Raw genomic sequence first — 15057 nt, forward strand, 5'->3', positions numbered from 1 at the left:
AATAAGGCTATAGCCGCTATTAATGCTGATACAAACGCGCACCTGGATCAGATTACTCAGCTAGAGGAAAGTAACCAGACACTACAAGAACAATTAGATATCGCTCTAGGTTCTGTTTCATCTTTTGAAGAACAAATCGGCGGCCTCAACAATCAGATATCTACCGTTCAAGATCAGCTCGAAAATGAAAAAGCAATTCTAGAGAATGAGTATCGCGCACAGATAGATGAACTAAATAGTACCTTCAACGCTGAGAAAGAAAGCCTTAGCTCTCAACTTACTCAAGTTGAAAAAGACCTGGCAGACCTTGCTGACCTACTTGTTACGTTCGAGCGCTGGCACGAAAGCCTAACCCAGCTCATGCTACATAATGCTGAGATGCACACGCAGAACCAGGAGTTTTTCAACATCGTTAAGCAGATTGTAATCCTTGCGCTGAATGCAGCTATCGAAGCTGCAAGAGCAGGCGAACACGGTCGTGGTTTTGCTGTAGTGGCTGACGAAGTTCGTAACTTGGCGATGCGAAGCCAAGAATTAAGTGAGAGCTATAAAGAAAATCTAAACAAGAATGACTTTTTGACCACCGCGACCTTCCAGGACATTCAGGCTAGCGGAAAAATGATACTGACCGATGTCTCGTCCACGACAGAGATTGTTAAAAATATGCTTAACCAGCTATAGAACAGCTGATAACAATGAACAGAACGAAACAAAAGTAAATTTTGGCCACGCATATGTTAGTAAATGAAGAATTCAAAAATGAAATAAAGCGCACCTTCAAAGCAAGTTTTGAAGAGTCAATAACTGCGGGGTCTGACCCTTCCCGCTGGTACATAAAAGAGCGCACAAATCTCGACAACCTTAACGAGGCTGAGTTCTACGTACTGACAATGTCCTCGCAGCTTTTCAGAATATTCGCACTGTTTCACTTTACTAAAAAGCCAGAAACAGAAAGCTTGATTTCAGAGACACTTAAGATTAACCAAAGCAATCTTGATGACGATAAGTTCTATGACTATCTCGGCGAAGTAGGTAATGCATTTTTAGGTGCCATTAAACGAGATATTGGTAAAGCAGTACCAAGCCTTGGCGTGTCGACACCAAACCGATTAAGTAAAGATTGTTTAAAGTACATGAAGAGCTTGAATACAAATTTTGAATCTCATTCAGTTGCTGAATACGATGACCAAGCCCTCTTTTACGCGAGCGTTTATTTAGTTGCCGATGAAGAACTCGATATACGTATTGATAGACACTTGATTGAACAAGAAACCGATTCAGGCGAGTTAGAAATGTTTTAATTGCATCTATCCAATAAGAAGACGCAATAAAGATAGATTTAAGCAGGAGTAAAAATGAGCGAAACCACACAAATAGTCAGTAAAGTTTTGGTGCACGAATGTAATGATGATGCACTATCTGTACTCAAAGAAGTCTGCACCAAGCATAAGCTTGTCGGCCTAAAAGTTAGTACAGGCAATAATATGATCGGCATTAAAGATGCTTCGAACGAAATAGATGACATACTAAAGTCTAACGTTGACCTCGGCGCAATATTTCTATCAGAGGATCCTGACCCGAACGGCTTCACCGGTTTAGATTTGTGCATGAAAATTCATCATACACGACCTGAACTACCGATTTTTCTTCGTAGAAGCAGCCTTACTGATACGCAAGACCTTGACCCTGATGTTCAGGAAGCAATTACAGGTGTTTATACACTTGAGACACCTGAAGCTCTAGACGAGCTAATCAGCTCATATGTGTGCAGCATGTACTATCCTATCGAGCTTGCACAGGGCATCCAGGATATTTCCTTAGATGCATTTGAGAACATCTTTAAAGGTACAGATATTAGTTGCGAGCAGCCCTATTTGGTTAAAGACCAAATCATTTACGGTGAGCTGTTTAGCCTTATACCTTTAGAAAGTGACTGGTGTCGTGGGTACATGATGCTACAGACTACTGAGAATGAGATATTGGAGCTTATTAGATCTGGACGCACTCATATAGACACAACACGCCCTGACTCTAGAGACACCAACTCGGTTCTCAATGAGCTGACAAATATGATTTGGGGCGGAATTAAATCCCGTTACTTCCATAGCGGTGAAAGCCCGGATGATGGGCATCGAACACAAGTACCGATCATTGTTAACCATGTACAAAAGCATATTTCTTTTGGTTCAACGGAACCTCAGCTATGCTTTAAATATACGCTTAACGACCCGGGCAGACGCTACCCAAATATTACCTTGTACCAGCGCCTGGTATTTAACCTAAGCTGGTCACCAGAAAAGTTCGCTGAAAGCGACAAAGCAGTTGATGATTTCGTAGATGGCGGAGAGTTAGAGCTATTCTAACCCCAGCGCATTTGCTTAAAATATTTTGAATTTATTTGAATAATAGTCTTTAGAGACAAACGAGGAAAAAAACATGGCTCAAATTCTTGTTGTTGACGATTCTGCAACCGTACGCAATGAAGTTAGCTCATTTATAAAAGGGCACGGCATGACAGTAGAAGTAGCCGTCGACGGTAAAGATGGCTTGGAAAAACTGAAGAAAGACCCAAGCATCAAACTAATTATCTCGGACGTAAACATGCCAAACATGGACGGTTTAACCATGGTTGAAAAAGTACGCGGAGAACTTGGTAACGCAACTGTAAATATTATCATGCTCACTACGGAGAGCGATCCACGCATGAAGCAGCGCGGTAAAGCTGCCGGCGTTAAAGGCTGGATTGTTAAGCCTTTCAAAGGTGACAATGTTGTTGCAAGTATTAAGAAGCTTGTTGGCGCTTAAGCAAACAACCTTATTGCCCCCCCTGAAAAGAGCGATTTATTCGCTCTTTTTTTTGCCTGCGAATAAAAGCAATGAGCCAAGACTGTACTTTATAATGGATACAAAAAAGGCGGGATAGATTAACTCTACCCCGCCCTTTAAAGACTAACTTAAATCGTTAATCTCGCTAATAGCGATATCCTACCAGCCAGCTTTTTCTTTCAGCGCTGAACCAATATCCGCTAGAGAACGAACAGTCTTCACACCAGCTGCCTCGAGTGCAGCGAATTTCTCATCAGCTGTACCCTTACCACCAGCGATGATCGCCCCAGCATGCCCCATACGCTTACCAGCAGGCGCTGTAACACCCGCTATATACGACACAACAGGCTTTGTTACATTAGCCTTGATGTACTCAGCTGCTTCTTCCTCAGCAGTACCACCAATTTCACCAATCATTACAATAGCTTCTGTCTGGGGGTCGTTCTGGAACATTTCCAAAACATCAATAAAGCTAGTACCTGGTACTGGGTCACCACCAATACCTACGCAACTTGACTGACCGAAGCCTGCATCAGTTGTTTGCTTAACCGCTTCATAAGTCAAAGTACCTGAGCGAGAAACAATACCAACCTTTCCTGGTAGGTGAATGTGACCAGGCATGATACCGATCTTAGTCTCTCCTGGGGTGATAACACCAGGACAGTTTGGTCCAATCATACGAACGCCAGCTTGATCAAGCTTAACCTTCACATCAACCATATCCAAAGTAGGAATGCCTTCAGTAATGGTAACGATCAGCTCGATACCTGCATCAATCGCCTCTAAAATCGCATCTTTACAGAAAGGTGCTGGAACATAGATAACCGTAGCCGTCGCACCCGTAGCTTCAACCGCTTCGCTAACAGTGTTGAATACTGGAAGACCAAGATGAGTCTGACCACCCTTACCCGGACTTACACCACCAACCATTTGCGTGCCATATGCAATAGCTTGCTCTGAGTGGAAAGTACCTTGCCCACCAGTAAAACCCTGACAGATAACTTTTGTATCTTTATTAATTAAAACTGACATTATTTACCCTCCGCTGCAGCGACAACTTTTTCTGCAGCATCTGTCAATGATTCTGCCGCGATAATATCCAAATCAGAGCTAGCAAGCACTTCTCTGCCCGCTTCAGCATTTGTACCTTCAAGTCGTACGACAACTGGTACTTCAACACCTACTTCTTTAACTGCACCGATAATACCTTCAGCAATCATGTCACAACGTACAATACCACCAAATATATTAACCAATACTGCTTTTACATTGTCGTCAGACAAAATAATTTTGAATGCTTCTGAAACACGTTCTTTCGTCGCACCGCCACCAACATCCAAGAAGTTAGCAGGCTTACCACCGTGCAAGTTAACGATATCCATCGTACCCATTGCAAGACCGGCACCGTTAACCATACAACCAACATTTCCGTCCAGAGCAACATAGTTCAATTCGAATTTAGCAGCATGTGCTTCACGCTCATCTTCTTGAGAAGGATCGTGCATTTCACGGATCTTAGGCTGACGATATAAAGCATTGCTATCAACGCCAATTTTTCCATCCAAGCAGTGGATGTTACCTTCGTCTGTAATGACTAGAGGGTTGATTTCTAATAGTGCGAAATCATGATCATTGAACATGTTCGACAAACCCATAAACACTTTTACGAACTGCTTGATCTGATCGCCTTCAAGACCTAACTTGAATGCAAGCTCACGACCTTGATACTGCTGTGGGCCAACCAGTGGATCAATTTCAGCTTTGTGAATCAATTCAGGCGTTTCTTCAGCAACAGTTTCAATTTCAACACCGCCTTCAGTAGAAGCCATAAACACTACGCGCTGAGACGCTCTATCTACGACGGCACCCAAGTACAATTCGTTAGCAATATCAGTGCAACTTTCAACAAGAATTTTTGCAACTGGCTGACCACTCTCGTCTGTTTGATACGTGACAAGATTCTTACCCAACCAGCTCTCAGCAAAGGCCTTGATCTCTTCTTTGGACTTAACCAGCTTAACGCCACCTGCTTTACCACGGCCACCTGCGTGAACCTGGCACTTCACTACCCACATATCGCCGCCAATTTTATCGGCTGCAGCAGCCGCTTCGTCAGCTGTGTCACATGCATAACCTGTAGAAACAGGCAGTCCGTATTCAGCAAAGAGTTGTTTTGCCTGATACTCGTGTAAATTCATAATTCATTCCGTCATTTAATTGATTAATGCCACTCGTATTAAGTGGCCGGACAAAATCTCGGTCAATCCTTAACCGATCACATTGCGCCACTCATTGCTGGCACAGCGTAAATCCCTTTTCTTTCCCGTGTTATGTTCGCACTAGCCCCGCTTATCTATTGAAATAATGCGGGGAATATGCGTTATTATTTATTTACGTTTCTTTCTATTTGCAATATGAATCGCATGACCACCAACAGCTAATGCAGCTTCATGGACCGTTTCTGACAATGTTGGGTGAGCAAACATTGTCAAACCAAGGTCTTCAGCGCTAGAACCAAACTCCATCGCGATAACCGCTTGCGCAATTAGCTCAGAAGTACTGCCACCTATCATATGAACACCAAGTACTCTGTCCGTCTTAGCATCTGCTAATACCTTAACCATACCTGCAGTGTTATTCGCTGCCATTGCACGGCCATTTGCAGCAAACGGACAAGTACCAACGTTATACTCAACACCGTCAGCCTTTAGCTGCTCTTCAGTACGTCCAACCCAAGAGATTTCAGGGTTGGTATAGATAACCCCGGGAATCGTATCGTAATTAACTTCAGTCTTTTGACCAGCAATACGCTCAGCAACCATAACCCCCTCTTCAGAGCCTTTATGCGCTAGCATTGGACCACGTACAACATCGCCTACGGCATAAACACCCGGAACGCCTGTATTACAATGGTCATCTACGAAGATAAATCCGCGCTCATCGAGGTTTACACCGCTATCAGCCGCTAACAAGTCTTCTGTTACTGGTCGGCGACCGACAGCGACTATCAACTTATCAACCTTAAGTTCTTGCGCACCTTTGGTATCTTCATAGCTAACGTTTACGAGGCCGCGCTTGATATCGGTACCATTAACACGCGCCTTTAATTTAATATCCAAGCCCTGCTTCTTAAATTGCTTAAGCGCTTCTTTTGCAATTTGCTGATCAACAGAACTTAAGAAGGTATCTTGAGCTTCGAGGACCGTTACTTCAGAACCCAAGCGCGCCCATACACTACCCAATTCAAGGCCGATAACACCTGCCCCGATCACGCCCAAACGCTTAGGAACTTCATCAAAGTTCAGCGCACCAGTTGAATCAACGATATGGCCTTCAGTTAAAGGTGCTGGCGGAATCTCTACAGGTGTTGAACCTGTTGCAAGAATCACATTGTCAGCATCGTAAACAGTAACACCACCCTTGGCATCCGTTACTTCAACCTGCTTACCCGCAAGCAATTTACCCGTACCTTGAATCGACGTTACACCATTTGCTTTGAACAAAGATGCAATACCACCTGTTAAATTCTTAACAATCGTATCTTTACGGCCAATCATCTTAGGCACGTCAATCTTCAAATCGTCCAGGCCAATACCGTGCACGTCAAAATCATGCTTCGCCTCTTCATACTTATGTGAAGACTCAAGCAAGGCTTTTGAAGGGATACAACCCACGTTCAAACAGGTACCACCAAGAATCTGCTTACCTGTCTCAGATGTCCACTTTTCAACACACGCAGTCTTTAAGCCAAGCTGACCACAACGAATTGCAGCAACATATCCAGCCGGACCAGAACCAATTACGATTACATCATACTTATTTGACATTTATATTTATCTCCCGGTTCTCGACTTAAATTTCTAGAAGAATTCTAGCTGGATCTTCAATCATTTCCTTGATCGCAACCAGGAACTGAACAGCTTCTTTACCATCAATCATTCGATGGTCATAAGACAAAGCAAGGTACATCATCGGCAAGATCACAACCTCACCATTAACAGCCATAGGTCTCTCTTGAATCTTATGCATACCCAAAATCGCCGTTTGAGGCGGATTCAAGATTGGCGTAGACATCAAGGAACCGAATACACCACCGTTAGAAATAGTGAAAGTACCGCCTGTCATTTCTTCAATAGAGAGCTTACCGTTACGGGCTTTTTGACCATACTCTTTGATTGATCCTTCAATTGTTGCCAAGCTCATACCATCTGCATCGCGTAAGACTGGTACTACCAGGCCTTTATCACTTGATACCGCTACACCAATATCCTGATAACCATGATAAACAATTTCATCACCATCGATTGACGCATTAACTGCCGGGAAGCGCTTCAAGGCTTCAGCAGCTGCTTTAACGAATAAGGACATGAAACCAAGCTTAGTGCCATCATGCTTCTTCTCAAACAACTCTTTATATTGTTTTCTAAGATCCATTAAGGGCTTCATGTTAACCTCATTAAAGGTGGTCAACATGGCAGTATTTTGACTTGCATCCAACAATCGACGTGCAATGCTTGCTCTTAAGCGAGTCATAGGCACTCGTTTTTCAGCGCGAGCGCCAAGATCAAGCGCTACTGGCGCAGCAGGGGCCGATACTGGCTTACTAGCTGGCGCAGCAGCGGCCGGAGCAGGTGCACTAGTAGCAGTTGCAAGGTGCGCAACAACATCCTCTTTTGTCAAACGACCGTCTTTACCACTTGCTGCAATAGCTGACGGATCAAGACTATTTTCTTGCACCAATTTTTTAGCAGCCGGGCTCATGATAACTTCGGCAGCAGGGGCCGACTCTTCAGTCGCCGCCGGAGCCGCTTCAGCTGCGGGTGCTGCGGCACTTGTACCGCTTGCGCCAGCTGTAAACTTACCGATGACTTCGCCACTTAGGACAATATCGCCCTCTTGCTTTAAAATAGATTCAATCACACCATCATCTGGCGCAACGACTTCAAGAACGACTTTATCAGTTTCTATATCGACGATGAGTTCATCACGCGATACCTGCTCTCCAGCTTGCTTATGCCAAGTGGCAACTGTTCCATCCGCGACTGACTCTGGGAAGGTTGGGGCTTTAATTTCTGTAGACATTTCCAATCCTTATTAAACTATTCAACATCAAACGCTTGGTTAACTAGCGCATTTTGTTCTTCAACATGTACCGAAATATAGCCTGCAGCAGGAGCAGCGGAGCTTTTACGTCCGGCGTATCTTAAATATATTTTTTCATCAATTTCTTTGAGCACTCGACGCATTCTATGCTGCGTTGGATACCATGCACCCTGATTTTGGGGCTCTTCCTGACACCAAACAACATCACTTGCTTTCGGGTACTGTTCCAAGATGGCCTTAAGATCATCCCCAGGGAACGGATACAATTGCTCGATACGAATCACCGCAGTATCAGTAATTTCATTATGCTGTTGGAAATTCAACAGGTCATAATAAACCTTACCGCTACACATAATGACGCGTTTTATATTGCGAACATCATCAACATAGCTATCGCCAATAACTGTCTGGAATGTACCTGAGCTCAAATCATCAAGCGTTGAGGTAGCTTCTTTGTGACGAAGTAAACTCTTCGGCGTAATGGCGATCAGAGGCTTCCTCAAAGGTCGTTTAACCTGACGACGAAGCATATGGAACACCTGTGCTGGCGTAGTTGGCACACAAACCTGGATATTATGCTCAGCACACAACTGCAAGTAGCGTTCCAAGCGAGCGGAGGAGTGTTCAGGACCCTGACCTTCATAACCGTGAGGTAGTAGCATGGTTAGGCCACATAGGCGCCCCCACTTTAACTCACCACTGGTAATAAACTGGTCAATAACAACTTGTGCGCCGTTTGCGAAGTCACCAAACTGAGCTTCCCAAACTACGAGTGCACCAGGGTTGGTCGTTGCAAAACCATATTCAAAGGCAAGAACCGCCTCTTCCGATAACAAGGAGTCGATAATCTCGCACTTAGGCTGATCTTCTTTGATATTCTGCAAAGGCACATAAGTCGATCCATCTGTCTGGTTGTGTAAAACAACATGACGATGAGAGAAGGTACCGCGACCAACATCTTGACCTGAGATACGAATTTCATGACCTTCTGCTAGCAAACTAGCATAAGCCATTACCTCGCCATAACCCCAGTTCAGCGGCATTGCGCCCTGATTCATTTTATTTCGATCTTCAATGATCTTCTGAACCTGCTTCTGAATAGGAAAGCCTTCATGTATCGCACCTAGCTTTTTACCTAAACGCTGCAAGGTTTTGGCATTGACCGAAGTCTTAGCCTTAGCTGTCCACTCATGGCCAATGAATGGCGTCCAGTCAACATACATAGACTTATTCGGTTCCAGAACCAAACTCTTGGTAACATGATCACCGTTCTCTAGTGCTGAACGGTAGTCATTTTCAAGCTTTTTAGACTGTTCTTGTGAGATCACCTGCTCTTCAAGTAAGCGCTCAGAGTAGATAGAACGAGTTGTCTTCAAGCTCTTGATCACTTGATACATTAATGGCTGCGTGCCCGAAGGCTCATCCGCCTCGTTATGACCACGACGGCGATAGCAGAACAAGTCAATAACGACATCTTTCTTAAACTGATTGCGGAAATCAATTGCAACCTGAGTAGCAAACAAAACAGCTTCGGGGTCATCACCATTTACATGCAAGATTGGCGCTTCGATCATCTTTGCAACGTCGGTACAATACTCTGTTGAGCGCGTGTCTTCACGCTTATTGGTGGTAAAGCCAACCTGGTTATTAATAATAATATGTACGGAACCACCCGTACCATAACCACGAGTTTGTGACATCTGGAAGGTTTCCATCACCACGCCCTGACCTGCAAACGCAGCATCGCCATGCATGATAATAGGTACGACAGAATCCCGACGCTCATCTTCCCTTCTACCCTGGCGCGCTCGAACCGAGCCTTCAACAACCGGAGAAACAATCTCAAGATGTGAGGGGTTAAACGATAAGGCTAGATGCACTTCGCCACCTGGCGTCATCACATTCGATGAAAAGCCCTGGTGGTATTTAACGTCACCGGAACCAATATCATGGAGTTTTTTACCGTCAAACTCATCGAACAAGTCTTTCGGGTTTTTACCAAGCGTATTCACCAAAACGTTTAGGCGACCACGGTGAGCCATACCTATAACGATTTCTTTAGCACCATAACCACCGGCACGCTGAATCAGCTCATCCATCATCGGGATCAGACTTTCACCACCCTCCAAGCCAAAGCGTTTGGTACCTGGGTAACGAGAGCCAAGATATTTTTCTAAGCCTTCTGCTGCTGTTAAACGCTCTAGCAGATGGTAGCGCGTATCAAATTCGTAATTGGGCTTACCTTTTACTGACTCAATACGCTCTTGAAACCATGTACGAATATCTGTGTCTACGATATGCATGTACTCAGCGCCAAGCGATGAGCAATAGGTTTCTTTCAGTCCGTTAACAATCTCTCGAAGACTCAACTCATCGGAACCGAAGACCAAGTTACCAATCTGAAATTCGGTATCCAGGTCGGCCTCGCTCAAACCGTGATATTCAAGCTCCAAATCAGGAACATCAACCCGCTCCATCAAACCTAAGGGATCAAGCTTTGCTGCCTGGTGGCCACGAATTCGATAGGAGTTAATCAATTGAGCGACTTTAACTTGCTTCTTATCGTGCTCAGAGGTTGCGCTTGCGGGAGTAGTCAGTTCGTGACTTGCGTATTTGTTTTTGGAAAGGTGGAGAAACTGTTCACGAATGGTCGAATGAGGGATGTCTTTCTTAGCATGACCATTAACTCTTGGGAGTTGGTCAAAGTAGCTTCGCCATTCTTCAGAGACGCTGTTAGGATCAGCCAAATAAGCGTCGTACAGCTGTTCAACGTATACTAAATTTCCGCCAGACAAGTGAGATGTCCGCCAGAGTTGTTCCATGATGCTTTCTTGCATTAAAAGCTCGCCTTAGTTAGCAGTAAATGCGAATACCAGGCACTATCTTATTGGCGGCCAATATGTATCTCTAAGATACCTATACGTAGCCTAACGATAAAAAGCGATTTCGCCTTGTAACGCCCTACATAACAGGCTCGGATGACTGCTGCCTCAAAGATAATACGGGTGTTACCCGATTCCCCAGTGGTTATTATTTCTCAGCGAACTGCAAATTCGGCTTTTTGGGCTTACTTTACAGTTTCCTAAGTTTTCAGACCTAGGCTAAAGCACTAGGTCTGAAAGGATTCATCACTTGATTATAGACATAAATTCAAAACTTGCAGATTATTGCAATTGATTATGTCTCGACGGCAGAAAGTCTACCCTGACCACTACCGTCTTCAGCACTATTAAGTTGAGCGCTGCAACAACATATTTCTAATATGACCAATAGCTCGCGTTGGATTAAGCCCCTTAGGACAAACGCTAACGCAGTTCATGATACCCCGACAACGGAAAACACTGAAAGGGTCATCCAAATCAGCTAAACGCTCTGCCGTAGCAGTATCACGTGAGTCAGCCAAAAATCTGTATGCCTGTAACAAACCTGATGGCCCGACAAACTTGTCAGGATTCCACCAGAATGATGGGCAAGCTGTTGAACAACAAGCACATAAGATACATTCATACAATCCATCCAGCTTTTCACGATCTTGAGGCGTCTGTATACGCTCAATAGCAGGTGCTGGCGTATCATTAATCAAGAATGGCTTAATTTTCTCGTATTGCTTGTAGAACATAGACATATCTACAACCAAGTCACGAATAACCGGCAAGCCCGGCAAAGGACGAATGATTAACTTGTTACCCTTCACAACTTCTGAAAGAGGTGTAATACAAGCCAATCCATTCTTACCATTCATGTTCAAACCATCTGAACCACAAACACCTTCACGACAAGAGCGGCGGTAAGCCAGTGATGGATCTTTTTCCTTAAGCAAGCCCAGGACATCAAGAACCATCAAATCTTTCCCTTCAGGGATCTGTAACTCAACATCCTGCATATAGGGTGCAGTGTCTTGTTCAGGATTATAGCGATATAAACTTACTAACATCTTCCAAATCTCCCCTTAGTAAGAGCGTACTTTTGGTGGGAACGCATCAACGGTCTTAGGCGAGAAATTAACATCACGCTTACCAACGCGCTTCTCTAGAGGGAAGTACATTGAGTGTTTCAACCAGTTTTCATCATCACGCTCAGTAAAATCATTACGAGCATGAGCACCACGACTTTCTTTACGTCCTTCTGCAGCTACAGCTGTTGCGTAAGCAACTTCGAACAAGTTATCCAGCTCAAGCGCTTCGATACGAGCAGTATTGAAAGCAGCGCTCTTATCTTCAAGATGAGTATTCTTAACTCTCTCACCTATTTCGTCGAGCATCTTAAGACCTTTCTGCATGGTCTCACCTTCACGGAAAACGCCAAAGTAAAGCTGCATCGTGCTTTGCAAATCTTCTCGAACCTTAGCAACACTTTCACCGCCAGTCGTATTATCCAAACGATCCAAACGACTTAATGCGGCTTCGATATCAGCCTCTGTTGCATCATCAGTTGCAAAACCTTCGCGCAAAGATTTCTCAATCTGCAAACCGGCAGCACGACCAAATACAACCAAATCAAGTAGCGAGTTACCACCAAGACGATTTGCACCATGAACTGATACACAAGCAGCTTCACCACAAGCATATAGACCTTCGATAACGTGATCGTTACCTTCAGCATCCTGCGTTAGTGCCTGACCACCGATATTAGTCGGAATACCACCCATCATATAGTGACAAGTTGGTACAACCGGAATTGGTACCTTAACCGGATCAACGTGAGCAAATGTACGTGACAATTCAAGAATACCTGGAAGCTTGGCATTCAAGGTTTCTTCACCCAAATGGTCCAACTTCAACATAACGTGATCTTTATTTGGACCACAACCACGGCCTTCTAGTATTTCCATAACCATTGAACGCGCAACAACGTCACGACCAGCAAGATCTTTAGCGTTAGGTGCGTAACGTTCCATGAAACGTTCGCCTTCGCCATTGATCAGGTAACCACCTTCACCACGACAACCTTCTGTTACCAGTGTACCCGCTCCAGCGATACCTGTTGGGTGGAACTGCCACATTTCCATATCCTGCGCTGGGAAGCCAGCGCGAAGCGCCATCCCCATACCGTCACCAGTATTAATCAAAGCGTTAGTAGTCGACTGATAAATACGACCAGCACCACCCGTCGCCATAACAGTTGCCTTAGCCTTAACGTATACACGCTCACCTGTTTCAATACAGATAGCAATGACACCAACCACTGCACCTTTTTGGTTTTTCACCAAATCGACTGCATACCATTCATTAAGAAAGGTAGTGCCGCCCTTCAAGTTGCCCTGGTATAGTGCGTGCAATAGTGCGTGACCTGTACGGTCAGCAGCAGCACAAGTACGTGCAGCCTGAGTCGGATTATCCGGCCCTTTAGACTGGCCACCAAACGGGCGCTGGTAGATACGACCTGCTTCAGTTCGCGAGAAAGGCAAACCCATATGATCCAATTCAAATACAGCCTGAGGGCCAACTGAACACATATATTCAATTGCGTCCTGATCACCGATATAGTCTGACCCTTTAACAGTGTCATACATGTGCCAGCGCCAATCATCATTTGGATCCGCACTTGCGATCGCACAAGTTATACCACCTTGAGCAGAAACCGTGTGAGAACGAGTTGGGAATACTTTAGTAATACAAGCTGTTTTGATGCCGGATTCTGTCAATTGAAGTGCTGCGCGCATACCAGCACCGCCACCACCAATAACTATTGCATCATAATTAAGCGTTCTTAATTTAGACATTTCTTACAGCCCCCAAAGAATCTGAACACCCCAGACCACGTAAACGAACATGACCAGGCCACAACCAGCTTGAAAAATAAACCTGAATACCATTGCTTTTAGATAGTCTGTAGACACCGTCCACAAACCGATCCAAGCGTGAGCACCCAAAGATAACAAAGCAAGTAAAGAAAATACTCTGACACAAGTTTGACTAAACAGCTCACTCCACTGCATGTATGTCAAGTCAGGGTTTAGCACTAGATAACCCAGAATAAATACCGTGTAAGCAGCCAACACAACCGCTGTAACACGCTGAATCATCCAATCATAGAGTCCACTACGACCAAAACTAGTAACACTTGCTACCATAACCAAACTCCTGCCAATAAGATAAGTACAACTGACACTGCTATAACAACTTTGGCACCGAACTGGCCAGCTTCAAGCGTTTCACCAATACCACAGTCCATTAATAAATGTTTAATTCCCGCTACCAAGTGATAAAGAAGCGCAGAAACCAAGCCCCACATAATCAAAGTAACAAAAGCACCGTCCAGACACTCTTTAGCGGCGTTAAAACCGTCTTCGCTCGAGAGCGAAAGTTCAAGGACATACATAAGAATTGCCACACCAACGAACAAGGCCACACCGGTAACACGGTGCACAATTGACGTTAGCGCAGGCAGAGGAAAACTAAATTGAGTTAGATCGAGATTTACAGGTCGTTTATCTTTCACAGCACATATACTCTCTCAAGTTGGCATGAGCTAATTTAAACAAAGGAAGGCGTCTCTAAAGATTCGCCAACCCTTGCAACCTTTTTATAATAAGATGTTTCAACGCTATTCAGCCTTGCCGCCCGAAAATCTACAATAAAGATTATCCGAAACAAAACGTGAAATAGGCCACCACCTAATTTTGCTGACGGATTATAGGGATTAAGGCCGCGAAATACAAACCACGAACAAAAATAACGGCATTATTTGGCCATTATAAATTTTCTTGTATTTGACAATAATATTTCAGCAACATAGTAGCCCCGCCTTAGGCAGCTCTGGCACCATATCAAGCTTTTTTTCTTAGTTTTCATACCCACTTTGCACCAAATTAGCTTTTATTAGATATTTCCGCGCCACAGCCGTGCAAATTTCACCCACCCAAAAAGCCGAAACTTTCTTTGATTTTTTTTTCATCTACATTGGCACATTACAGAGACGTGACTATAGTCATTCTATTTGGCATAATGCGCAAACTTTTAAGTCGCCAACTGGCCGCAAGCTTTTTACCTATTAAGCAGCAGCTACGCTTGGCTTACTCTATCTCAGCAACAGGAGAGCACCATGACTGATAAAAAAGCTCAGTTATCGGTTGATGGGAAAACCATCGATTTACCAATTTATTCTGGCTCTGTCGGCCCAGATGTA

General features: G+C 44.3%; 13 protein-coding genes. 4 read left to right on the forward strand and 9 right to left on the reverse strand.

Annotation, left to right across the window (positions count from 1 at the left end):
- The 4 genes from A3763_RS30125 to A3763_RS12325 all read left to right on the forward strand — a co-directional run.
- Window positions 1–681: methyl-accepting chemotaxis protein (locus A3763_RS30125; RefSeq protein ID WP_082880455.1), on the forward strand; the 681-nt coding region annotated here is incomplete at its 5' end.
- A 53-nt stretch (window positions 682–734) separates the two neighbouring features.
- Window positions 735–1301 (forward strand): hypothetical protein, encoded by a 567-nt coding sequence (locus A3763_RS12315; protein ID WP_068512340.1) that lies wholly within the window; start codon window positions 735–737, stop codon window positions 1299–1301.
- Between the two features lie 54 nt (window positions 1302–1355).
- Complete coding sequence (locus A3763_RS12320) at window positions 1356–2363, forward strand: chemotaxis protein CheX (RefSeq protein ID WP_068512335.1); 1008 nt, start codon at window positions 1356–1358, stop codon at window positions 2361–2363.
- A gap of 73 nt (window positions 2364–2436) precedes the next feature.
- Window positions 2437–2805 (forward strand): response regulator, encoded by a 369-nt coding sequence (locus A3763_RS12325; protein ID WP_068512332.1) that lies wholly within the window; start codon window positions 2437–2439, stop codon window positions 2803–2805.
- Window positions 2806–2985: 180 nt separating this feature from the next.
- Here the strand turns inward: A3763_RS12325 and sucD are convergent, their stop codons facing one another.
- The 9 genes from sucD to sdhC form a co-directional block, all read right to left on the reverse strand.
- On the reverse strand, window positions 2986–3858 hold the full coding sequence (sucD, locus tag A3763_RS12330) for a succinate--CoA ligase subunit alpha (RefSeq protein ID WP_068512330.1): 873 nt from the start codon (window positions 3856–3858) through the stop codon (window positions 2986–2988).
- Window positions 3858–5024: an ADP-forming succinate--CoA ligase subunit beta gene (gene sucC / locus A3763_RS12335; RefSeq protein WP_068512328.1), complete on the reverse strand. Its 1167-nt coding sequence runs from the start codon at window positions 5022–5024 to the stop codon at window positions 3858–3860. The genes sucD and sucC overlap by 1 nt, the downstream gene beginning before the upstream one ends.
- A gap of 189 nt (window positions 5025–5213) precedes the next feature.
- The gene (gene lpdA, locus A3763_RS12340; RefSeq protein ID WP_068553414.1) at window positions 5214–6653 is read right to left on the reverse strand and encodes a dihydrolipoyl dehydrogenase; all 1440 of its coding nucleotides are present in this window, start codon (window positions 6651–6653) and stop codon (window positions 5214–5216) included.
- 25 nt (window positions 6654–6678) lie between these two features.
- Window positions 6679–7908: a 2-oxoglutarate dehydrogenase complex dihydrolipoyllysine-residue succinyltransferase gene (gene odhB / locus A3763_RS12345; protein WP_068512323.1), complete on the reverse strand. Its 1230-nt coding sequence runs from the start codon at window positions 7906–7908 to the stop codon at window positions 6679–6681.
- A 17-nt stretch (window positions 7909–7925) separates the two neighbouring features.
- The gene (locus A3763_RS12350; protein ID WP_068512320.1) at window positions 7926–10766 is read right to left on the reverse strand and encodes a 2-oxoglutarate dehydrogenase E1 component; all 2841 of its coding nucleotides are present in this window, start codon (window positions 10764–10766) and stop codon (window positions 7926–7928) included.
- Between the two features lie 392 nt (window positions 10767–11158).
- Window positions 11159–11863 (reverse strand): succinate dehydrogenase iron-sulfur subunit, encoded by a 705-nt coding sequence (locus A3763_RS12355; RefSeq protein ID WP_068512317.1) that lies wholly within the window; start codon window positions 11861–11863, stop codon window positions 11159–11161.
- Between the two features lie 15 nt (window positions 11864–11878).
- Entirely contained in the window at window positions 11879–13651 is a 1773-nt protein-coding gene (gene sdhA / locus A3763_RS12360) for a succinate dehydrogenase flavoprotein subunit (RefSeq protein ID WP_068508435.1), read from the reverse strand.
- Window positions 13652–13654: 3 nt separating this feature from the next.
- Window positions 13655–14002 (reverse strand): succinate dehydrogenase, hydrophobic membrane anchor protein, encoded by a 348-nt coding sequence (gene sdhD, locus A3763_RS12365; RefSeq protein ID WP_068508433.1) that lies wholly within the window; start codon window positions 14000–14002, stop codon window positions 13655–13657.
- On the reverse strand, window positions 13996–14370 hold the full coding sequence (gene sdhC, locus A3763_RS12370; RefSeq protein ID WP_068508431.1) for a succinate dehydrogenase, cytochrome b556 subunit: 375 nt from the start codon (window positions 14368–14370) through the stop codon (window positions 13996–13998). Before sdhC ends, sdhD begins: the two co-directional genes overlap by 7 nt.
- Between the last annotated feature and the right edge of the window lie 687 nt (window positions 14371–15057).

The organism is Oleiphilus sp. HI0128, assembly GCF_001635365.1.